Here is a 19113-nt window from a genome sequence, read left to right as displayed (position 1 = left end):
CCATTTGCGTGGCTGATTTGTTACTTTCAGGTTAACCGTCTTCCACGCGAGGATGCCGGAAGCTACTGTGGAGAGTATGAAAGCACAAGCGGCCGGCTCCCTGGGCGATGCCCGAGGACGGCCCCTGCACGACCTGCGGATCTCGGTGACTGACCGCTGCAATTTCCGCTGCGTGTATTGCATGCCCAAAGAGATCTTCGGGCGCGACTTCGTGTTCCGCGAGCGCTCCGAGCTGCTCAGCTTCGAGGAGATCGAGCGGCTGGCCCGGATCAGCGTTTCGCTGGGGGTCACCAAGCTGCGCCTGACCGGAGGCGAGCCGCTGCTGCGCCGCGGAATCGTGGACCTGGTTAGCATGCTTTCGAAGCTGAAGACCCCCGAGGGACAGCCGGTGGATTTGGCGATGACCACCAACGGCTCGGCGTTGCCGGTCATGGCCCAGAAGCTCAAGGACGCGGGGCTGCGCCGTGTCACCATCTCGCTGGATTCTCTGGATGACGAGAAGTTCAAGGCGATCAATGACGTGGATTTCCCTGTGTCCCGGGTGCTGCACGCCATCGATGTGGCTCAAGAGGTGGGCCTGGGCCCGGTGAAGATCAATACGGTGGTCAAGCGCGGGGTCAACGATTCGGAGATCCTGTCGCTGGCCGAGCATTTCCGCGGCACCGGTGCGATCCTGCGCTTCATTGAATACATGGATGTGGGCACCACCAACGGCTGGAAGCTGGACGAGGTGCTGCCCTCTTCCGAGGTTGTGGCCATGGTCAATAAGCGCTGGGCGCTGGAACCGGTCAGCAAGACCGAGCCGGGTGAAACCGCCAACCGCTGGCGCTACACCGACGGCGCCGGGGAAATCGGCGTGATCTCCAGTGTCACCAATGCCTTCTGCGGCAATTGCTCGCGCGCCCGGGTCTCGGCCGAAGGCCAGCTGTACACCTGCCTGTTCGCCGGCTCCGGTTATGACCTGCGCGCCCTGATGCGCGACGGCATCAGCGATGAGGAGTTGGCCAACGCACTGGCCGGACACTGGCGCAAGCGCAACGACAATTACTCCGAGCTGAGGGCCGCGCTGACCCCGGGGAACCGCAAGCGCATCGAAATGTCCTACATCGGGGGCTAGCCCATCGATTTCTGCCCGTCCAGGGATTCGCGGATGATGTCCGCATGCCCGGCGTGCTGGGTTGTTTCCGCAATGATGTGCAGCAAAGTGCGGCGCACCGACCAGTGCGTGTCGGTGAACCACGGGGCAGAGGGCAATTCGTAAACCGTGTCCAGATCGATTTCTGCCAGCAGGGCATCGGTGCGCTCGGCTATCAGGGCGTAGTTTTCCAGGAGCTCGTCCAACGTCTCGTGTGGCTGCATGTTGAATTCGTTCTGGAAGGCTTCGATCATCTCCGAGGTCGGTTCGGAGAAGTCAATGCCGTCCCAGGCCATTGCGGCCCGCCCTTTGACCATGAATTCCTGCCATTGCTGCTCGACTCCGGTCACATGCTTGATCAGCCCGCCGAGGGTCAGCTCGCTGACGGTGGTTCGAGTGGCTGCCTGCTCATCGGTGAGGTTCTGGGTGGTGAACCGCAGGAAATGCCGGGCATTGGCAAGGGCCTGGAACAGGTCGGCGCGTTCCCCGGTGAGGGTGGTGTTGGTGTTGGCCATGGTGCTCATGGTTTCCTCCTGGCATAAGCTGCAGCGGGTATTTCCAGCTGGTAGTAACCAGAGTAGAAGCCAAAAGTGCCAGTTTTTGTCCTAAATCAAGGCAGACTTGTTGCATGAGTACCAGCACCAGATTCCTGCGTTTGCTGTCCCTGCTGCAGACCCACCGCTACTGGTCCGGGGACGAGCTGGCTGAACGCTTGGACGTCAGCCTGCGCACCGTTCGCCGCGACATCGACCGGTTGCGCGACTTGGGCTACCCGGTGCAGGCGGATCGCGGTGTGGGCGGCGGCTATCAGCTGTCTTCTGGCACCGCACTGCCTCCGTTGGTGCTTGACGACGAGGAAGCGGTCGCGCTGGTTGTCGGACTGCAGTCGACGGTCCACGGCGGCGAGGATGCGCTTGCGGAGGCGGGGCTGCGTGCCCTGTCCAAGGTGGTCCCGGTGCTGCCGTCCAAGCTCCGGCAGCGGGTGCAAGCGCTGGCTTCCAGCACCGTCCCGCTGAACTCCCCGACTTCCTCACCTGATTCCGTGGACCCGGCAGTTCTGGTGGCTTTTGCCCAGGCATGCCGCGACCATGAACGAATCGCCTTCGACTACCAGGATGCCAAGGGAGTTGCGAGCTCGCGCAGGGTCGAGCCGGCCCAGTTGGTGAATGTCGGCAACCGCTACTACCTGGTGGCCTTTGATCTGGATCGCGATGATTGGCGCAGCTTCCGCGTGGACCGCGCCGAGAACGCAGATCCGCGGGCGTTGCGCTTTGCGCCGCGGCAGATCCCCGGCGGCGATGCAGCCCAGTTTGTTCGCAATGGGCTGCGCGGCTCCGGAGTGCAACCAGTCAGCGCACGGGTGCACTCCAGCGCGAAAGCGCTGGCACCCCTCATTGGCCGGTGGTTCGAGATCGATCCGATCGATGACCGCAGTTGCATGGTGCGCACGGAGAATGCCGACTTGCGGTGGGCGGCTTTCGGGCTGGCGCTGAGCGAAGCACCGGTCAGCGAGGTGCAGCCAAGGGAATTGCGGGAGTTGCTGTCGGAATGGTCGGCCAGACTTGCACAAGAGCCTGGCACGTAGACTTCCAGCTGTCGAAACCAGCTAGCTGCTGTGCTCGCCGAAAAATGCCGTACGATTGCTCGCTGGCCTGGAAGCCGCGCGCAATGAACAGACCACGAAACGTGGGCTTGTTGAACCGTGAAGCGTCAACCTGGTGACTTGGCTCGGCTGCTGGTCGATTCAATTGCGCCGTTGCCAAGATTAATTGCTTTCGAAGCTGGCCATGGCCACGCCCCCGCGAAGTCCGGATCTCCACGTGCTAGCGCACGGAACCAACCGAATTGCTAAAGCCCCACCCATTCGGAGCTGCCGGAAGTGAAGTGCTGCTTTTTCCAGATCGGCACCTCGGCCTTGATGCGTTCCACCAGGTTCTCGATGGCATCGAAGGCTTCCTTGCGGTGCGCTGCAGCCGAGGCCGCCACCAGCGCCGCATCTCCGATGGCCAAAGGTCCTACGCGGTGCACTGCTGAGAGCTTCAGGCCAGTGCGTTCTTCTTCCTCGGCGATGATCTTTTCCAGGAACTCTTGTGCCTGCGGGTGGTGGGAGTAAACCAAGGAATTCACCGACTGGCCGCCATCATGGTTGCGGATGATGCCATGGAACATCACCAAGGCTCCCGAAGTATCGGATTCCACGGCAGCCTTCACCGCAGCTTCATCGATCGGTTCTTCGGTAATCAGTGCGTAGCTCATGCTCAAGCTCCTTCAATGTCTGCTGGTTCTGCTAGCAAGTTCGGGGCAACTTCGGCCAGGGCCGGCAACCCGCCGTCAAGATAATTTGCCTTGATGCCTCGTGTGGCGAGCAAGGATGCCGCGCGCTGCGAACGCGGTCCGCGTGCGCAGTACACGGTGACGTTTTCAGGGATCTGTTCCAGCTCGGCACCGGATTCGATCGCCGCTTCCAGCTGGGGCAACGGCAGGTGCAGGGATCCTGCAATATGCTGCTGTGCGCGTTCGTCCTCGTTGCGCACATCCAGCAGCACCGGCGCATCCGCACCGGCCAGTGCGTCGGCGAGCGCTTCGGCGCCGACGGATTCGGCCTCCGGCAGCGATCCGGCGCAGAAGTGCACGTAGTCGATCAGCCCGGAGATTTCGGGGGCTTGCGGGTCGCGGGAGTATTCCAGGGTGCGGGTGCTTGCAGCCAGCGCATCATAGATCAGCACCTTGCCCACCAGCGGCTGGCCCAGTCCCGCGATGAGCTTCAGTGCTTCGGTGGCGAGCAGCGAACCGATAGTTCCGCATAATCCGGGCAGCACTCCCCCGGCCGCGCAGTCCGGGATGGTGCCCGGGGCTGGAGGAACCGGGAAGAGATCGCGGTAGCCCGGACCTTGCTCATGCCAGGCCACGGAGACCTGGCCGTGGTGCTGCAGGATGGATCCCCAGATCAGCGGGATGCCGGTGAGCTGCGCAGCATCATTGGACAGGTAACGGGTCGGGAAGTTGTCGCTGCCGTCGATCACGAGGTCATAATTCGCAAAGATCTCCAGCGCATTGGAGGAATCCAGGCGCAGGTTGTGCTCGATGATCTTTACGTTCGGATCCAGCGCGGTGGCCGCCTGGGCCAGCGACGCGGTCTTGGATTTGCCGATATTCGCGGTGGTATGGGTGACCTGGCGATGCAGGTTGGACAGTTCCACCACGTCGTCATCCACGATGCCAATGGTGCCTACCCCTGCCCCGACCAGATACGGGATGCAGGCGCTGCCCAGGCCTCCGGCGCCGATCACCAGCACGCGGGCGGCGGCCAAGCGGCGCTGGGATACCTCATCGAATCCGGGCAACGAGAGCTGGCGTGCGGCCCGCTTAGCCTGTTCGCCGCTGAGTTCCGCACCGGGTGCGACTAGGGCTGGGAAGTAGCCTTCGCTCATCATCGTGTCCTGTTCGCTCTAGCGCGATAGCATGAAGTCATGTCGAAGATCACGATACGCTACTTCGCTGCCGCCGCGGCGGCGGCGGGCACCGAGCAGGAAACCTGGGAGCGGCCAGAAACCCTGGCTCAGCTGCGCACGCAGCTCATCGACACCCACGGGAACGAGATGGCCCAGGTGCTGCGTGCCGGAAGCTTCCTGGTCAACGGTGTGGTGCGCCGCGATGCCGGCGAGCTGGGACCCACCGGCGAGCTCACCGTGGACGTGCTGCCGCCTTTTGCAGGCGGATAGCCCATGACCTGCACCCTTGAAAACCATCGCGCAGAGCTGGCTAGCCTGCTCAAACCGGTCTTCGATTCGCTTGGCACGCAATGGCTGCCCGTAACCAGCGAGCAGCTGTGCGACCGGATCACCAGCGAGGACACCTTCGCTGTGCTGCCCATCCCCGCGTTCACGAATTCGCAGATGGACGGCTACGCCGTACGCAGCGCAGATCTGTTGTCCGCGGCACCCGATGCCCCGGTCTCCCTGCCCTTGGGCTTCACCGCCGCCGCCGGGGACCCGCAGCTGGAGCTGCAGCCGGGCACCGCCAGCCCGGTGATGACCGGCGCAATGATCCCGGCCGGAGCCGACACCGTCATTCCCGTGGAGGAAAGCGCCACCGGAACCTTTCCCGAACTCGTGCGTTGCGGCCACGGCACTCCCAGCGGCCAGGCAGCATTCACCGCGCCGAGTCCCGAAGGGCGCTTCATCCGCCCGGCCGGCGTGGATCTGGCAGCAGGCGCCCTCGTGGCACCGGCCGGCACCCGCTTGGCCCCTGCAATGATCGCGGCCCTGGCTTCCAGCGGGCTGACCGAAATCCCGGTGCGCCGCGCCCTGAAGGTGGCGCTGTGCACCACCGGCGATGAGCTGAGCAATGGCCAGCTGGCCGAAGGGCAGATCCCGGATGCCAATTCGCCGATGCTCGCGGCCCTGCTGCGCCGGCACCAGGTCGAGGTCCGCACCATCCAGCTGCCCGATGATCCGCAAGGCTTCGTCGCGGCCATCGACGAGCTGCAGGCAGAAGTGGACCTGATCGTGACCGTCGGAGGCATCAGCGCCGGCGCCTACGAGGTGGTCCGCCAAGCCCTGTCGCCGCTAGGCGGCAACTTCCACCACGTGGCCATCCAGCCCGGCGGACCGCAGGGCTATGCGCAACTGGGAGACGCAACGGTGCTGTGCTTTCCGGGCAACCCGGTCAGCGCGCTGCTCTCTGCCGAGCTGTTCCTGGTCCCGCTGCTGCGGGAATTCAATGGCCTGCCGGAACCCCGGCCCGGGCACTATCCGCTGGCAGCCGAAGCCAGTTCCCCAGAGCACAAGCACCAAGTTCGCCGGGCGCTGATCCGCGATGGCCAGGTCACCATCCTGGATCCGGGTTCCCATCTGGTCCACGACCTGGCCCGCGCCGACGCGCTGGTGCACATCCCGGTAGGCGTCACCCAGCTGGTTGCCGGCCAAAGCATTGAAACTTGGAGCATGAATGTCTGAAAAACTCACCCACCTGCGCGAAGATGGCAGCGCCCATATGGTCGACGTCAGCGACAAAGCGGTCACCAAGCGCGTGGCTACCGCCGAGGCCATCTTTGCCACCCGCCCGGATGTCGTCCCGATGCTGATGACCGGCGACCTGCCCAAGGGCGAGGCGCTGGGCACTGCGCGGGTCGCTGGCATCATGGCGGCCAAACGCACCTGGGAACTGGTCCCGTTGTGCCACCCGCTGCCGATTTCCAAGGTGTCCATTGATTTTACCGCCGAGGAATCTGCCGTGCGGGTCACCGCCCAGGTGACCACCGAGGGGGTCACCGGAGTGGAGATGGAAGCATTGACCGCCGCCAGCGTCGCCGCGCTGACCCTCTACGACATGGTCAAGGCCGTGGACAAGCACGCAGAGGTCCGGTCAGTGAAGGTTTTGGCGAAGTCCGGAGGCAAAAGCGGTGACTGGGTCCGTGGAGAGTAGCCGCACGGCGGCCATTGTGGTCGCCTCGACCAGCGCCGCAGCAGGCAAAGCAGAAGACAAGACCGGCCCGCTGATCACCCGGTGGCTGTCCGAGCGCGGTTTCGACACCGGGAAACCGACGGTGGTAGCCGACGGGCAGCCGGTGCGTTTCGCCGTGGATGAGCTGCTGGCCAATGGCAGCCAGGTAGTGATGGTCACCGGCGGGACCGGGGTCTCGCCCGATGACCAATCCCCCGAAATGGTTGCCCCGCTGCTCGATGTCCAGCTGCCCGGTATCATCGAGGCCATCCGCCGGCGCGGAGAGGCCTCAACCCCGATGTCCATCATTACCCGCGGGGTGGCAGGATTCGCTGGCAGCAGCTTCGTGATCACGCTGCCCGGATCCACCGGCGGAGTGAAGGACGGGCTGGCGGTCCTGGAACCGATCCTAGAGCACCTGCTGGCCCAGCGCAGCGGCGGCGGTGCCGGGCACGGCTCGCGCTAAAGTTTTCCTGCATCCCAATTGACCAGAAAGGCCGCCACGGTGAGCATCGAACCCGGCATCTACCAGCATTTCAAGGGACAGCGCTATGAGGTGCTGGCCGTGGGAAAGCACAGCGAGACCGAAGAGCCGCTGGTCTTCTACCGCAAGCTCTACGATGACTACAGCTTCTGGGCCCGGCCGCTTCAAATGTTCGCGGAACACGTTGAACGCGACGGCTACAGCGGACCGCGGTTCGCCAGGATCGCATAGGACCGGTCGCGGAATTCCCTGGCTCTACTGCGAGTCGGCCTCGTTATAGCGTGCCAAGGCTTCGGCAAAGGTGGAGATCTGCTCTTCGCTCCAGCCATCCAGGCGGTCGGCTACCGCGGCGCGGTGCACTGCGGCGGATGCCTGAAGCCGATCGCTTCCCAGCTCAGTCAGTTCCAGTACGCGCCCGCGCCCTGATTCGGCAGCGTCATAGGCGATGTATCCCAACTCCAGCAGCGTGCCCACTTGCCGGGAAACTGTCGACCGGTTCAGCGAGAATGCCTCGGCAATGTCGGTAGCCCGGGTTCCGGGAGTATCGGCAATGAAGCGCAGCAGGGAATGCTCCACGAGCGTCAACGGCTCGGCCAGCTGGCGGGAGCGCGAATTTGCCCGCCGGGTAATCAGTTGCATGTGGTGGAAAATCGATTGGATGTCGGCTTCGCGCTGTTCCTTGCCCATGTCCCGAGTCTAGTACCCCGGGCTTCATCGGAATCTTAAAGTTGCATCATGCAACATTAAGAGTATTCTTGGGTGCTGATGACTCTCACCGACACCGCCCCGCGCCCATCCTCCGACTCCACGCAGACCGTCTGCATGGACGCAAAGCCGTCCCCTGCGCCCAAGCGGGCACCGCTGGGCTGGGGAAAGCTGGCCTTGACCATGCTGATCCCGTTCTTCCTGTGCGCAATCATGGGCTTGTTCTATCTGGGCGCGTTCCATGCGCCCAGTCCGCACAACGTGCAGGTAGCAGTCGTCGGCGGTTCCGCGCAGTCCAAGGTCTTCGCCCAAACCTTGCAGGATGAATCCGACGGCGCCTTGGGAGTGCGCACGGTCGCTGATGCCGCGCAGGCTCGGAAACTGGTCGGACAGCGCGAGCTCGCGGCCGCGTACGAAACAGGCAACGGCACCGCAACGCTGTACATTTCCAGCGCAGCATCGGAAACGTCGGCGAATATCGCCCAGAAGATCTTCATGGACGTGGCCTATGAGCAGGACCTGCCCTTGCGCATCGAGGATGTCGTGCCCACGGGAGCGCAGGACACCACCGGGCAGGGCCTGTTCTTCCTGCTGGTTGCATTGAGCATTGGCGGCTATGCCAGCGCCGTTCCGCTGGCCGGGTTCATGGGCAAGGTCAAGCTGCCGGTGCGCCTGGTCCTGGCGGCGGTCGCCGCCGCAGTGGTTGCCACGATCGCAGTGATCATCGCAGGCCCGGTCTACGGGATCATCGAGCCCCGGTTCACGGGCATCTGGATGATTTCCTGGGTTTACGCCGCCGGCATCACCTTGCTGGGCCTGGGCCTGCATCCGCTGCTGCGCCACTGGACCACCCCAATGCTGACGCTATGCTTCGTCGCGTTGAACTTCACGAGCTCCGGCGGCATCTTCCAGCCTCAGATGCAGCCCGGCTTCTATGGTGCACTGAACTCGTTCTGGAACGGCGCAGGGTGGCTGCATGCTGTGCAGACCCTGGTCTACTTTCCCGAGCATTCCATAAGCATGGATATCCTGCGGCTGCTGTTGTGGCTCATTCCCGGGATCCTGCTGGTGATCCTGACCCACGCCTGGAGCGTGCGCAGAACCCGCATCGCGAACGAGCATGCCGCGATCCAGGACGTCGAAGAGGCTGTCGCGGCCTAGCCGGCAGGCAGTCTTGATCGTGCTTTGGCCAGCGCGCGCCGCAGTCCGTCGACCGCATCACCCATCGCCGGGGTGCCGGCATCCTGGAATGATCCCATGCCGCCTTGGTAGTCCCGCATCGCCTGCGCGGCGGCCTCACGCAATTCCTCACGGGTCGAGACCTGCCCGAACAGCTCGCCGAGCAACTGTGCCACGCCCGCCCGCTGCGCATCGCCGTCCATTGCCGCCGCCTCGCGCAGATTCGAGATGGCTTGCCGGATCTCGCGCAGGCGCTTCTCTACTGCGTGCATGGTTCTAGTCTAGCCGCCGCCTTGCTGCCGGCGCTATTGGCCCAACGCGGCGCGCACTTGTGGCAGGACTTCTGTAGCCAGCAGCTCGACGGAACGCAAGGTCTGCGCCTGCGACAGGCCGCCCAGACCCACCTGCGCCAGGAAACGGGTGTGGCCCAAGATCTCGTGCTCCCACAGGATCTTGTCCACGATTTCTGCCGGGCTGCCGGCAAGGAGCGCCCCGCGCGGGGAGGCCCATGCCTCGAAGGATTCGCGATCCAGAAATCCTACACGCGGCATGTTCTGCCCGATGTAGGAGCTGTAGTGCGGGTAGAAGCTGTTCCGGGCGCCCTGCGAGGTTTCCTCGGCATAGAAGTGCGAAGTTACCCCGATGCGTCCTGGCTCGCGCCCGGCTTCGTGCGTGGCACGGCGATAGAGCTGGGCCAGCGGCCCGAAGCGTTCAGGTGCGCCGAGGATCGCCAGGTACAGCGGCAACCCTAGCCGACCGGCACGCACCGCCGAGGCCGGCGTGCCGCCTACGGCTGCCCAGATGGGCAGTTGCTCCTGAACCGGACGAGGCCAGACCCCCGCCTCATCCAGCGGCGCGCGGGTGTTGCCGCTCCAGGTCACGGGGTTTTCGTCGCGGATCTTCAGCAGCAGATCCAGCTTTTCCTCGAAGTACTCGTCGTAGCGTTCCAGCGACTGGCCGAAGAGCGGGAAGGATTCCAGGTACGCCCCGCGGCCGGCGGTGATTTCGGCGCGGCCGCCGCTGATCAGGTCCACTGTGGAGAAGTCCTCGAAGACGCGTACCGGGTCGGCTGAGGAAAGCACCGTGACGGTGCTGGTCAACTTGATGTTCCTGGTTTGCGCTGCGGCGGCCGCGAGCACTACCGGAGGGACGGACACCGCGAAGTCCTCGCGGTGATGCTCGCCCACGCCAAAGACGTCCAGTCCGGCCTGGTCTGCGACCCGCGCCCATTCAAGGATGTCGCGCATCCTGGTGGCCGCATCGATGGGCTTACCGTCGGCATCCCTGGTCAATTCCCCGAAGGTGAAGATACCGATTTCAAAGGGCGCGCCCTGGCTCATGCGTTGCCTGCCGCCATCGCATCCAGCTGCGCGGAAATATGGCTGCGCACGTCGTACAGCTCATCCATGTTGATGCCGTGGGCCAGCCCCGGGTAGGTCCGTTCATTCAGGGTCGAGTGCTCGGGCAGGAACCCGGCGGTCCGTTCGATGGCGACCGGGGCGATGACCCGGTCTTCGGTGCCGCGGCCCCAGAAGACGGCGGGTCGCTGGCCGGCGATGATTCCATCGGCTGGCTGGGTGCCGCCAAGCACGAAACCGCCGAGGATCGTGGTGGCCAGGACGCGCTCGGGACGGGTGCGCAGCAGCTGGCTGGCCATCAGCCCGCCCTGGGAGAAACCGACCGGAATAATCTTGGTGGAGGCGTCCGCATTTGAATCGATCCAGGCCCAGATGGCTGCGGTGGCCGCTTCCACCGGTGCCGCGTCGGGGACGCCCGGTGTGGTGATCTGGAACCAGGCGGCCCCGCCGTGGCCCAATTCCAGCGGTGCGCGCAGCGAAGCCCACGGCAATTGAAGGCCCAGCGGTTCGGCCAGCGAAGCCAGGTCGTGCTCATTGGAGCCGAAGCCATGCAGGAAGACCAGCACGGCGCCGGATTCCGCGGCGTCATCCCAGTTGGAAGAACGCACATCGCTCAACAGGTTGCTCATGGCAGGTCAGCTCCTCATCAGTTGCCGGGGTCAGTGCCGGAGGCGGAAGTTCAGCTTTCACGGCAGCCTTCCCGGCAATGTTCATAGTCCAAGCATACTGGAATTGATTGAAGATACAAGTAAATTTTTTCAATCCAACTCGTCGCATACACCCGACCAGGCCCATTCGGAATTTCTGAAGCGAGCTACACTGCGATCCAGTTCACCCTCTGCCAAGAGCCGCGCGGCAGCAGTACGAACCTGCTGGTCAACTAAGATAATCCCGGCCCGGAATCGGCCCGAAGCGAATGCGAAAACTCGGGGATTCGCCTTGGCGGAATCATTGAATCCGGAGGTATCCCATCCCACTTCACGCAAGAATTCGGCGGCAGAAAACTCTGGACAGCGATCAAAATTACTGTGATCATTTCGTTTTACTACTGGCGGGTAGCAAGTTTCTTCCAACTTTTACCCGAAGGACAACCATGCAACGACGCATACTCTCCGGTCTGGGCGCACTGTGCCTGGCCGCCGCAGCACTCGCCGCTCCGGCCGTCGCGCCAAGCCCGGCAAGCACCGCGCAAGCCGGCACGGTTTCCACTCTTGGCATCAGCCCAGTGGGAGCCAACGACTGGGACTGCACGCCCGATGCAGAACACCCCTACCCCGTAGTCCTGGTTCACGGCACCTTTGAAACGATGGACCTCAACTGGATCTCCCTGTCTCCCAAGCTCAAGCGCAACGGCTATTGCGTTTTCGCACTGAACTACGGCTTTGAAAACGGGCTTTCCGGGGCCGCGCATGTCCCCGACTCGGCGGCCGAACTGGGCGATTTCATTGACCGCGTCCGCCAGGCCACCGGTGCCAAGAAAGTGGACATCGTCGGGCACAGCCAAGGCGGAATGATGCCGCGCTGGTACGTGGGCCACATGGGCGGTGCGAAGTACGTCAACGACCTGGTGTCGATCGCCCCATCCAGCCACGGCACCCAGGGCATCCTGGTCCCGACCGCCACTGGTGTGGCAATTGCCAACAGCATTGACACTTGGATCTGCGATTCCTGCGCCGACCAGGTGTCCGGCAGTGACTTCATGACCGAGCTGAATGCCATCGGCGACACCGTTGCCGGCCCGGACTATACGGTAATTGCCACCAAGTACGACGAGATCGTCATGCCCTACAAATCGCAGTTCCTGAAGGGAGAGAGCGAACAGGTGACCAACGTCCTGCTGCAGGACAAATGCCCATTGAATATCTCGGGACACCTCGACGTGAACGTTGATACGGTGGTCCATCGCTGGGTGCTCAACGCCCTGGCCACCGATGGCCCGGCAGACCCCGGCTACCGCCCATCCTGCTACCTGTAAGCAGGCCAGTACGCGTCCCGGCATCACCTCCCGGTGCCGGGACGCACCCGGAGCACCCCTAGGCAGTGCGCCAGCCAGCTACTAGATTGGTGGCCATGGACGTACTTTCCAGCAGGGTGCTGCTGCGGCCGGTGGATCTGGCCGCAACCCAACGGTTCTACCGCGAAGTGCTGCAGCTGGCCGTGGCCCGGGAATTCGGTCCGGCCGAGCAACCAGGCATGGTGTTCTTCCTGGGCAATGGCCAGCTGGAAGTCTCCGGGCGCAGGGCGCCTGGCACGCCCTCCACCTTGGTGCTCTGGATGCAGGTGCGGGATGTGCGCGCGGAACTGGAACAACTGTCCGCCCGCGGCGCGAAGGTGCTCCGCGAGGCATGCCAGGAGGACTGGGGCCTGGTCGAGGCATGGATCGGGGATCCCGACGGAACCAGGATCGTGCTGGTGCAGGTGCCGGCAGATCATCCGCTGCGCCGGGACGTGCGCGGGCCGCGAAAATAAAAGCTGGCGTGCGTACCGTGCCCGTGGCAAGCTGAAACCGAGCGCCGCTGAGGAGGTCGGCGGCCCGCGGAAAAGGGGCATCCCATGAGTTTCGACTCGTCCAGGACGGCAGTGATGTCCATCCACAACCAAGGGGACAGCATCGGACCCGATGGCGCCTTCGCGGAATTGTTCCACCAGCAGATCACCCGCCGGAACGTGGTGGGCCAACTGACCGGACTGCTGGAGAAGGCCCGCGCGGCCGGTGCCAGCATCATTTACACCCGCATTGCCTTCGCCCCCGGCTTCAGCGATCTGGTTCCCAATTCCCCGCTGCTGCAAATGGTGCAGCAAGCCGGCTGCCTGGTGGACGGCACGGATTCGGCAGCGATCATCCAGCGGCTGATCCCTGGACCCGGCGATGCGGTCATCACCAACCAGCAGGTCGGCGGCTTCGGCACCGAACTAGCTGGGCTGCTCGAATCCGGTGGCATCGACACCCTGCTGATTGCCGGGGTGGCGACGAATATCTCGGTGGAAAGCACCGCCCGGGCGGCTGTGGACCACGGCTGCCGGGTAGTGATCGTGGAAGATGCCTGCTCGGCGGCCGCCGAGGCCGCCCATGCGGCGAGCATCGAATCGCTCGGGCTGCTCGCCACGATCACCGGCTGCGCCGACATCCAATGGGATCCGGCCGCTGGCTGATCCACGGCGGCCGCTAGCGGCTGGCGGCCAGCGCCTCGCGCACCTGCTGCGCGGCTTCGAGAAGCCGCGGCAGCACCGCCTGGGCGGCATCCTGCGCGGTGCCAGCGGTATTCGGATGCACGCTCATCGACACGTTCATCGCGGCCACCACGGTGCCATCGGCGCTGAACACCGGCACCGCCACCGAGCGCAACCCGATTTCCAGTTCCTGGTCCACCACCGCATAGCCCTGGGCGCGGATCTTCTCCAGTTCCTCGCGCAGCGCAGCCGCATCTCCAATGCCCAATCCGGTCATCGACTGCACCCCGGCGGACAGCACCTCCTGCTGGATTTCCGCCGGCTGGTGGGCCAGCAGCACCCGGCCCATGGAGGTATTGGCCGCAGGGAAGCGGGTGCCCACCGAAATGCCTACCCGCATGATCGAACGGGTATGCACGCGGGCGATGTAGACGATATCCGAACCGTCAAGGATGGAGGCGGAAGCCGATTCGTGCACGGCGGCAGAGAGTTCCTCGAGCACCGGTTCGATCAGCTGCGGCAAGGTGGCGCTGGACAGGTAGGCATAGCCCAGCTGCAGGACCTTGGAAGTCAGCTCGAAGTGCTTGCCGTCGGTGCGCACATAGCCCAGATCCACCAGGGTCAGCAGGAACCGCCGGGCGGTGGCCCGGGACAGGTTTGTCCGGGCGGCGACCTCGGAGAGGGTCATCGACGCGTGTTCTGCGTCGAAGCTGCTGATGACCGCCAAGCCCCGGGCCAGTGACTGGACCGATGCGGTTGGTGCTGCCTGCTCGCTCACCGTGCTCCTTGCGCGTGCTCAAATGATTGCGGGGTGCGCGTCCGGGTTCCCCGATGCGCACCCCACTAATCTACTGTGTCTGCTATGCCTTGGTCAGTTCCACCGGAACCTTGGCCGCCAGCTGATCGAAGCTGATGCCATGGGTGGAGCGCACGAAGACCTTCGAATCGCGCAGCTCGAAGACCGCGACTTCGGTGTAGATCCGCGAGACGCAGCCCAGGCCGGTGACCGGGTAGCTCAGCGCCTCGACGAGCTTGGATTCACCGGCCTTGGTGAACAGGCTCATCATTACCCAGGTTGCCTTGGCGCCGATGGCCAGGTCCATGGCGCCGCCCACTGCGGGGATGGCGCCTTCGGCACCGGTGTGCCAGTTGGCCAGGTCGCCGTCCTTGGAGACCTGGAAGGCGCCGAGCACGCACACGTCCAGGTGCCCGCCGCGCATCATCGCGAAGGAATCAGCGTGGTGGAAGAAGGAGGCGCCGGGCAGCTCGGTGACCGGGATCTTGCCTGCATTGATCAGGTCCTCGTCGATGTCCTCGCCGGTGGCGACCGGGCCCATGCCCAGCATGCCGTTCTCGGTGTGCAGGGTAACCCCCTGCTCCTTGGTGAGGTAGTTCGAGACGTTGGTCGGCTGGCCGATGCCCAGGTTCACGAAGGCGCCAGCCGGGATGTCGGCGGCCACCAGCTGCGCCATTTCATCGCGGGTGAGCTTCGCCTCGGTGGTGCTGAATGCGCTCATTACTTTTCCCCTCCCAGTTCCACCACGGTATCCACGAAAATGCCCGGGGTGATGACGTTTTCCGGATCGATGGCACCGGCCTGCACGACCTCGTCCACCTGGACGATGGCCGCCTTGGCCGCGGTGGCCATGATCGGGCCGAAATTGCGTGCGGTCTTGCGGTAGACCAAGTTGCCCAGCGTGTCGGCCTTCAGCGCCTTGATCAGCGCGAAGTCCGCATGTATCGGGGTTTCCAGCACATAGCCCTTGCCATCGATGATGCGGGTTTCCTTGCCCTCGGCCAGCAGCGTGCCGTAGCCGGTGGGAGTGAAGAACCCGCCAATGCCGGCCCCGGCGGCGCGGATGCGCTCGGCCAGGTTGCCCTGCGGCACCAGTTCCAGCTCGATTTCCCCGGCCCGGTAGGCCGTATCGAAGTGCCAGGAGTCGGACTGGCGCGGGAAGGAGCAGATGATCTTCTTCACCCGGCGCTCCTTGATCAGCAGGGCCAGGCCGGCATCGGCCTGCCCGGCGTTGTTGTTGACCACCGTCAGGTCGGTGGCGCCGCACTGCATGAGCGCGTCGATCAGTTCCATCGGCTGCCCGGCGTTGCCGAAGCCGCCGATCAGCACGGTGGATCCGTCGGTGATCTCGGCGACGGCGTCCGCGGCCGAGGTGGCAATACGTGGTGCCATGATGCTGCCTTTCTACAAGCTACTTGGTTGCGTTCACGTTCTCGACGACGACTGCCAGCCCCTGGCCCACGCCGATGCAGATCGCGGCGATGCCGTATCGTTCGCCGGATTCCTGCAGCCGGCGGGCGACGGTGCCCAGGATGCGCAGGCCCGAGGCGCCCAGCGGGTGGCCGATGGAGATGGCCCCGCCCCAGGCGTTGACGATCGCCGGGTCGATATCCCAGGCGCGGATGCAGGCCAGCGACTGGGCGGCGAAGGCCTCGTTCAGTTCCACCGCGGCGATGTCCGACCACTTCAGGCCGGCCTTGGCCAGCGCCTTGTTGGCCGCCTCGACCGGTGCGAAGCCGAAGAACTGCGGTTCCAGGGCGGCAGCGCCGTTGGAGACAAGGCGGGCAATCGGGTCTGCGCCCAGCAGTTGCCCGCCGCGCTCGGAGCCGAGGAAGGCGGCCGAGGCGCCGTCGCTCATCGGCGAGGCGTTGCCGGCGGTGACCGTGGCGTTCTCCCCGGTGCGGAAGACGGTGCGCAGCTTGGAGAGGGTTTCGGTGGTGGAATCGGCGCGGATGGTCTCGTCGCGGGTGACTTCCACCCCGCGCTTGGTTGCCGGCGGCACCGGGACCACCAGGTTCTCATACTTGCCGGCCTCCCAGGCGGCCGCAGCCTGCTTGTGCGAGCGGGCCGAGAACTCGTCCTGGTCCTCGCGGGAGATGTTGTGCTTCTCGCGCAGCTGCTCGGTGGCCTCACCCAGCGACACCGTCCACTGACCCGGCATGGCCGGGTTGACCAGGCGCCAGCCCAGGGTGGTGTTGGCCAGTTCCAGATTGCTCATCGGGAACGGGCGCTCGGTCTTGGGCAGCACCCAAGGGGCGCGGGACATGGATTCGACGCCGCCAACCAGAACCAGGTCCGCGTCGCCGGTGGCGATCTGCCGGGAGGCGGCGATGGAGGCATCCAGCGAGGAGCCGCACAGGCGGTTCATCGTGGTGCCCGGCAGCGAGGTGGGCAGGCCAGCGAGCAGGGTGGCCATGCGGGCCACATTGCGGTTTTCCTCGCCGGCGCCGTTGGCGTTGCCGAAGATCGACTCGTCGATTTGCGCACTGTCCAGCTGCGGAGCACGGGCTACCAGTTCGCGCACCACGTGGGCGGCCAGGTCGTCGGGACGGTGGCTGGACAGGGAGCCGCCGATTTTGCCGAATGGCGTGCGGATTGCGTCGTATAGGTAGGCCTGCTGCATCGTCTCACTGCTCCATCGCTATAAGATGTTCACATCGTGAACTTATGTTCGTATGTTGAACTTTACCAGTTTCCACCCATCGGGCACAAGGGTTTGGCCAGTCCCACCTGTTCGCTGTACGAACTTTTGGTCACTATGCGAATGAGGTGCTAGTCTCACTTGGTCATGAGCTGCATCACTGCCATGGCGTCGCATCTTCGAAAGGATCAAGATTGTCCGCGCCCACCACTAGCACCTCCCCACAACGACTCGGGGGCTGGATCGCCGTCCTCTGCTTTTTCATCGTGGTCTTCGAGGGCTACGACATCGTCGCACTGGGCGCCACAATCCCAATGCTCACCGACCCGGATGTCGGCGGCTTCAGCGTCGGAGCCATGAACTGGGTCAACACCTTCTCGCTGATCGGCGTGGGCGTGGGCGCCGCATTCATGGGCCGCTTGGCCGACCGCTTCGGGCGGCGCCGCCCACTGCTGCTCGCAGTGCTCGTCTTCTCGATCTTCACGCTGGTCTTCCCGCTCATGCCCTCGGCGTTCCTGATGGGCCTGGTGCGCTTCATCGCGGGCCTCGGGCTGGGCGGCTGCATGCCGGTAGCGCTGGCGCTGATGCAGGAGAACGCGCCGGTGGGACGCCGCGCGCTGGCCAACAACTTGCCGATGGTCGGCTACCACCTCGGCGCGGTGCTGGCCTCGCTGGCTGGCAAGGCCGCCGGCGTGCACTGGTCGCTGCTCTACTACCTGGGCGGCGGCCTGGGCCTGGCGCTGCTGGCGCTGCTGTGGTTCAAGCTGCCGGATAGCGAAGTGGCTGCCGCGGATGAGCGGACCTCGGCAATGGATGTGCTCAAGCCCAAGTACCTGCGCAGCTCCATCGGCTTGTGGATTGCCGCCTTCATGGGCCTGGTGCTGGTCTACGGCCTGAATGCCTGGCTGCCGAAGATCATGGGCGCTGCTGGCTACCCGGTGGCCGATTCGCTGACCATGCTCTTCGTGCTGAACCTCGGCGCGATTGCCGGCCTGATCATCAGCGCCTACGCGGCGGATGCCAAGGGCATCAAGCTCATCTCGCTGCTCTGGTTCGCCGCGTCCGCGGTGTTCCTGCTGCTGCTGGCCGTGCCATTCGGCAGCCAGGTGCTGCTCACCGCGATCCTGTTCGTCACCGGCATCTTCGTGTTCAGCGCCCAGTGCCTGATGTATGTCTATGCCGGGCACGTGTACCCGCGCGACATGGTGGCTACCGGCATCGGCCTGGCCTCGGGCATCGGCCGCTTCGGCGCCATCATCGGCCCCTACGTCACCGGCCTGATGGTTGCCGCGGGTACCGCCTACCCGGGCGCGTTCTTCCTCTATGGCGGCGCGGCTCTGATCGCAGTCCTGGTCATCGCGCAGATCCCGAAGCCGAAGAGCGCGTAGCCGCGCGCAGCAGCTGTTCCCTGCAAGCAACGCCGGGCCCCTTCCCAAGGGGCCCGGCGTTCTTCATGCTGCGATCGAGGCGCCTTTCACCTGTGCACTGCTATTGGACGTTGAAAGCGACATCCAGCGGCTGCCACCCGGTGGTTTCGTCGAACTCCGGCTCCTGCACAGCCAGCCGGCAGATCGATCCGATGAAGTTCCCATCTTTGTCGTAGGCGACCTCGTCCCAGGTGCCGTCGATGCCCTGGCAGGACACCGGCTCAATCTGGCCGCTCGCCTTACCCTCGGAATCGAGCACCTCGCCGGCGGCGCGTTCCATCCCGAAGTTGGCAAAGGCCACCTTGTCATCGCCATCTTCTTCCTGGAACTGGTCCAGGCTGCTGGAGATCTCGACGATGCTGAACTGCCCGTCGGCAATGCTCCCGCCCTCGGCGTACACCCGGTCGATTGCGGCGATCTGCTCCTGGCACAGCGAGCAGTCCGGAGCGGAGAATTCCTTGAGCGACGCAGTGTCCCCGGTGGCCACCGCATGGTTCAGCAGGGCTAGCCAGTAGTCGACAACGGCTTCAAGGCCCTCCTCGGTTTCCTCCTCCAAGCCCGCAGGCGGTTGCGGCGCCTCGGCAGCCTGCTGCGCAGAATCCGAGCCGGATGCCGCCGTGGCGTCCGGCTGATTGCCGGCACCCTCCTCGGACACTCCGACGCAACCGCTGGCGGCCAGCGCCACGGCAGCCGACAGCGCAACCAGTTCCACTTTATGAATTCGAACCATGCCCACCCGCTCCTCAATAGGTACGCCCCCACCTGCAACCGA

At 64.6% G+C, this 19113-nt stretch carries 24 protein-coding genes; 12 read left to right on the top strand and 12 right to left on the bottom strand.

Features of this window, described 5'->3' with window-relative positions; all coding sequences use genetic code 11:
- Positions 1-76 precede the first annotated feature (76 nt).
- A complete protein-coding gene (gene moaA / locus ATK23_RS15735; RefSeq protein WP_066143984.1) occupies positions 77-1117 on the top strand; it encodes a GTP 3',8-cyclase MoaA in 1041 nt (346 codons plus the stop codon).
- On the opposite strand, the gene ATK23_RS15730 is transcribed toward moaA, so the two are convergent.
- Positions 1114-1659: a DinB family protein gene (locus tag ATK23_RS15730; protein WP_211286074.1), complete on the bottom strand. Its 546-nt coding sequence runs from the start codon at positions 1657-1659 to the stop codon at positions 1114-1116. The genes moaA and ATK23_RS15730 overlap by 4 nt on opposite strands.
- A gap of 104 nt (positions 1660-1763) precedes the next feature.
- Here ATK23_RS15730 and ATK23_RS15725 point away from each other — a divergent pair, with 104 nt between their 5' ends.
- Entirely contained in the window at positions 1764-2720 is a 957-nt protein-coding gene (locus ATK23_RS15725) for a helix-turn-helix transcriptional regulator (protein ID WP_066143979.1), read from the top strand.
- A 263-nt stretch (positions 2721-2983) separates the two neighbouring features.
- Here the strand turns inward: ATK23_RS15725 and ATK23_RS15720 are convergent, their stop codons facing one another.
- Together ATK23_RS15720 and ATK23_RS15715 are read right to left on the bottom strand one after the other, a co-directional pair.
- Positions 2984-3391 (bottom strand): molybdenum cofactor biosynthesis protein MoaE, encoded by a 408-nt coding sequence (locus ATK23_RS15720; RefSeq protein ID WP_211286073.1) that lies wholly within the window; start codon positions 3389-3391, stop codon positions 2984-2986.
- Positions 3392-3393: 2 nt separating this feature from the next.
- Positions 3394-4566: a ThiF family adenylyltransferase gene (locus ATK23_RS15715; protein WP_245858465.1), complete on the bottom strand. Its 1173-nt coding sequence runs from the start codon at positions 4564-4566 to the stop codon at positions 3394-3396.
- Positions 4567-4605: 39 nt separating this feature from the next.
- Here ATK23_RS15715 and ATK23_RS15710 point away from each other — a divergent pair, with 39 nt between their 5' ends.
- From ATK23_RS15710 to ATK23_RS15690, 5 genes are read left to right on the top strand one after another with little or no spacing between them, the layout of a single operon-like run.
- The gene (locus ATK23_RS15710; protein ID WP_066143967.1) at positions 4606-4857 is read left to right on the top strand and encodes a MoaD/ThiS family protein; all 252 of its coding nucleotides are present in this window, start codon (positions 4606-4608) and stop codon (positions 4855-4857) included.
- Positions 4858-4860: 3 nt separating this feature from the next.
- Complete coding sequence (locus tag ATK23_RS15705; protein WP_066143963.1) at positions 4861-6093, top strand: molybdopterin molybdotransferase MoeA; 1233 nt, start codon at positions 4861-4863, stop codon at positions 6091-6093.
- Positions 6086-6562: a cyclic pyranopterin monophosphate synthase MoaC gene (moaC, locus tag ATK23_RS15700; RefSeq protein ID WP_066143958.1), complete on the top strand. Its 477-nt coding sequence runs from the start codon at positions 6086-6088 to the stop codon at positions 6560-6562. The genes ATK23_RS15705 and moaC overlap by 8 nt, the downstream gene beginning before the upstream one ends.
- A complete protein-coding gene (locus tag ATK23_RS15695; protein WP_066143955.1) occupies positions 6552-7046 on the top strand; it encodes a MogA/MoaB family molybdenum cofactor biosynthesis protein in 495 nt (164 codons plus the stop codon). The genes moaC and ATK23_RS15695 overlap by 11 nt, the downstream gene beginning before the upstream one ends.
- A 39-nt stretch (positions 7047-7085) precedes the next feature.
- Complete coding sequence (locus ATK23_RS15690; RefSeq protein ID WP_038992430.1) at positions 7086-7295, top strand: DUF1653 domain-containing protein; 210 nt, start codon at positions 7086-7088, stop codon at positions 7293-7295.
- A gap of 24 nt (positions 7296-7319) precedes the next feature.
- Here ATK23_RS15690 and ATK23_RS15685 read toward each other — a convergent pair whose 3' ends face one another.
- Positions 7320-7751, bottom strand: coding sequence for a MarR family winged helix-turn-helix transcriptional regulator (locus ATK23_RS15685; protein ID WP_038992432.1), 432 nt, complete (start codon positions 7749-7751; stop codon positions 7320-7322).
- Between the two features lie 78 nt (positions 7752-7829).
- Between ATK23_RS15685 and ATK23_RS15680 the strand changes: the two genes are divergently transcribed.
- Positions 7830-8930, top strand: coding sequence for a hypothetical protein (locus ATK23_RS15680; RefSeq protein WP_157066426.1), 1101 nt, complete (start codon positions 7830-7832; stop codon positions 8928-8930).
- Here ATK23_RS15680 and ATK23_RS15675 read toward each other — a convergent pair.
- The 3 genes from ATK23_RS15675 to ATK23_RS15665 are packed head-to-tail and all read right to left on the bottom strand — an operon-like array spanning position 8927 to position 10935.
- Entirely contained in the window at positions 8927-9220 is a 294-nt protein-coding gene (locus tag ATK23_RS15675) for a hypothetical protein (protein ID WP_066143952.1), read from the bottom strand. The two genes, ATK23_RS15680 and ATK23_RS15675, sit on opposite strands and share 4 nt — an antisense overlap.
- A 33-nt stretch (positions 9221-9253) precedes the next feature.
- On the bottom strand, positions 9254-10288 hold the full coding sequence (locus tag ATK23_RS15670; RefSeq protein WP_066143949.1) for an LLM class flavin-dependent oxidoreductase: 1035 nt from the start codon (positions 10286-10288) through the stop codon (positions 9254-9256).
- Positions 10285-10935, bottom strand: a complete 651-nt coding sequence (locus ATK23_RS15665) for an alpha/beta hydrolase (protein WP_066143947.1) — start codon at positions 10933-10935, stop codon at positions 10285-10287. Before ATK23_RS15665 ends, ATK23_RS15670 begins: the two co-directional genes overlap by 4 nt.
- Before the next feature lie 464 nt (positions 10936-11399).
- Here ATK23_RS15665 and ATK23_RS15660 point away from each other — a divergent pair, with 464 nt between their 5' ends.
- From ATK23_RS15660 to ATK23_RS15650, 3 genes are all read left to right on the top strand, one after another.
- Positions 11400-12281, top strand: coding sequence for a lipase family alpha/beta hydrolase (locus tag ATK23_RS15660; RefSeq protein WP_066143944.1), 882 nt, complete (start codon positions 11400-11402; stop codon positions 12279-12281).
- Between the two features lie 95 nt (positions 12282-12376).
- On the top strand, positions 12377-12775 hold the full coding sequence (locus tag ATK23_RS15655) for a VOC family protein (RefSeq protein WP_066143942.1): 399 nt from the start codon (positions 12377-12379) through the stop codon (positions 12773-12775).
- A gap of 84 nt (positions 12776-12859) precedes the next feature.
- Positions 12860-13459 (top strand): cysteine hydrolase family protein, encoded by a 600-nt coding sequence (locus tag ATK23_RS15650; RefSeq protein ID WP_066143939.1) that lies wholly within the window; start codon positions 12860-12862, stop codon positions 13457-13459.
- Between the two features lie 13 nt (positions 13460-13472).
- Here the strand turns inward: ATK23_RS15650 and ATK23_RS15645 are convergent, their stop codons facing one another.
- The 4 genes from ATK23_RS15645 to ATK23_RS15630 all read right to left on the bottom strand — a co-directional run bounded on the left by ATK23_RS15645 (position 13473) and on the right by ATK23_RS15630 (position 16896).
- Positions 13473-14255 carry an IclR family transcriptional regulator domain-containing protein gene (locus ATK23_RS15645; RefSeq protein WP_066143936.1) on the bottom strand — a complete coding sequence of 261 codons (783 nt, stop codon included), beginning with the start codon at positions 14253-14255 and terminating at the stop codon, positions 13473-13475.
- Between the two features lie 82 nt (positions 14256-14337).
- Complete coding sequence (locus ATK23_RS15640) at positions 14338-14994, bottom strand: 3-oxoacid CoA-transferase subunit B (protein WP_038992440.1); 657 nt, start codon at positions 14992-14994, stop codon at positions 14338-14340.
- Positions 14994-15665, bottom strand: coding sequence for a 3-oxoacid CoA-transferase subunit A (locus ATK23_RS15635; protein WP_066143934.1), 672 nt, complete (start codon positions 15663-15665; stop codon positions 14994-14996). The genes ATK23_RS15640 and ATK23_RS15635 overlap by 1 nt, the downstream gene beginning before the upstream one ends.
- A 19-nt stretch (positions 15666-15684) precedes the next feature.
- Positions 15685-16896: a thiolase family protein gene (locus ATK23_RS15630; protein WP_066143931.1), complete on the bottom strand. Its 1212-nt coding sequence runs from the start codon at positions 16894-16896 to the stop codon at positions 15685-15687.
- Between the two features lie 212 nt (positions 16897-17108).
- Here ATK23_RS15630 and ATK23_RS15625 point away from each other — a divergent pair, with 212 nt between their 5' ends.
- Complete coding sequence (locus ATK23_RS15625) at positions 17109-18302, top strand: MFS transporter (protein WP_038992446.1); 1194 nt, start codon at positions 17109-17111, stop codon at positions 18300-18302.
- A gap of 100 nt (positions 18303-18402) precedes the next feature.
- Here the strand turns inward: ATK23_RS15625 and ATK23_RS16820 are convergent, their stop codons facing one another.
- Positions 18403-19071, bottom strand: coding sequence for a DUF6318 family protein (locus ATK23_RS16820; protein ID WP_407645326.1), 669 nt, complete (start codon positions 19069-19071; stop codon positions 18403-18405).
- Between the last annotated feature and the right edge of the window lie 42 nt (positions 19072-19113).

Source organism: Glutamicibacter nicotianae (assembly GCF_002797775.1).
Taxonomy (GTDB): Bacteria; Actinomycetota; Actinomycetes; order Actinomycetales; family Micrococcaceae; genus Glutamicibacter; species Glutamicibacter nicotianae.
Note: the sequence above shows the minus strand (reverse complement) of the source record. Positions and strands in the feature narration are given on the sequence as shown.

Excerpts from the sequence above, each read along its gene's own strand:
- ATK23_RS15685 (WP_038992432.1), bottom strand. The coding sequence starts at position 7,751 with ATGGGCAAGGAACAGCGCGAAGCCGACATCCAATCGATTTTCCACCAC.
- ATK23_RS15650 (WP_066143939.1), top strand. The coding sequence starts at position 12,860 with ATGAGTTTCGACTCGTCCAGGACGGCAGTGATGTCCATCCACAACCAA.
- ATK23_RS15665 (WP_066143947.1), bottom strand. The coding sequence starts at position 10,935 with ATGAGCAACCTGTTGAGCGATGTGCGTTCTTCCAACTGGGATGACGCC.
- ATK23_RS15675 (WP_066143952.1), bottom strand. The coding sequence starts at position 9,220 with ATGCACGCAGTAGAGAAGCGCCTGCGCGAGATCCGGCAAGCCATCTCG.
- moaA (WP_066143984.1), top strand. The coding sequence starts at position 77 with ATGAAAGCACAAGCGGCCGGCTCCCTGGGCGATGCCCGAGGACGGCCC.
- ATK23_RS15655 (WP_066143942.1), top strand. The coding sequence starts at position 12,377 with ATGGACGTACTTTCCAGCAGGGTGCTGCTGCGGCCGGTGGATCTGGCC.
- ATK23_RS15670 (WP_066143949.1), bottom strand. The coding sequence starts at position 10,288 with ATGAGCCAGGGCGCGCCCTTTGAAATCGGTATCTTCACCTTCGGGGAA.
- ATK23_RS15640 (WP_038992440.1), bottom strand. The coding sequence starts at position 14,994 with ATGAGCGCATTCAGCACCACCGAGGCGAAGCTCACCCGCGATGAAATG.
- ATK23_RS15630 (WP_066143931.1), bottom strand. The coding sequence starts at position 16,896 with ATGCAGCAGGCCTACCTATACGACGCAATCCGCACGCCATTCGGCAAA.
- ATK23_RS15715 (WP_245858465.1), bottom strand. The coding sequence starts at position 4,566 with ATGAGCGAAGGCTACTTCCCAGCCCTAGTCGCACCCGGTGCGGAACTC.
- moaC (WP_066143958.1), top strand. The coding sequence starts at position 6,086 with ATGTCTGAAAAACTCACCCACCTGCGCGAAGATGGCAGCGCCCATATG.
- ATK23_RS15720 (WP_211286073.1), bottom strand. The coding sequence starts at position 3,391 with ATGAGCTACGCACTGATTACCGAAGAACCGATCGATGAAGCTGCGGTG.
- ATK23_RS15680 (WP_157066426.1), top strand. The coding sequence starts at position 7,830 with ATGACTCTCACCGACACCGCCCCGCGCCCATCCTCCGACTCCACGCAG.
- ATK23_RS15635 (WP_066143934.1), bottom strand. The coding sequence starts at position 15,665 with ATGGCACCACGTATTGCCACCTCGGCCGCGGACGCCGTCGCCGAGATC.
- ATK23_RS15725 (WP_066143979.1), top strand. The coding sequence starts at position 1,764 with ATGAGTACCAGCACCAGATTCCTGCGTTTGCTGTCCCTGCTGCAGACC.
- ATK23_RS15730 (WP_211286074.1), bottom strand. The coding sequence starts at position 1,659 with ATGAGCACCATGGCCAACACCAACACCACCCTCACCGGGGAACGCGCC.
- ATK23_RS15710 (WP_066143967.1), top strand. The coding sequence starts at position 4,606 with ATGTCGAAGATCACGATACGCTACTTCGCTGCCGCCGCGGCGGCGGCG.
- ATK23_RS15660 (WP_066143944.1), top strand. The coding sequence starts at position 11,400 with ATGCAACGACGCATACTCTCCGGTCTGGGCGCACTGTGCCTGGCCGCC.
- ATK23_RS15705 (WP_066143963.1), top strand. The coding sequence starts at position 4,861 with ATGACCTGCACCCTTGAAAACCATCGCGCAGAGCTGGCTAGCCTGCTC.
- ATK23_RS16820 (WP_407645326.1), bottom strand. The coding sequence starts at position 19,071 with ATGGTTCGAATTCATAAAGTGGAACTGGTTGCGCTGTCGGCTGCCGTG.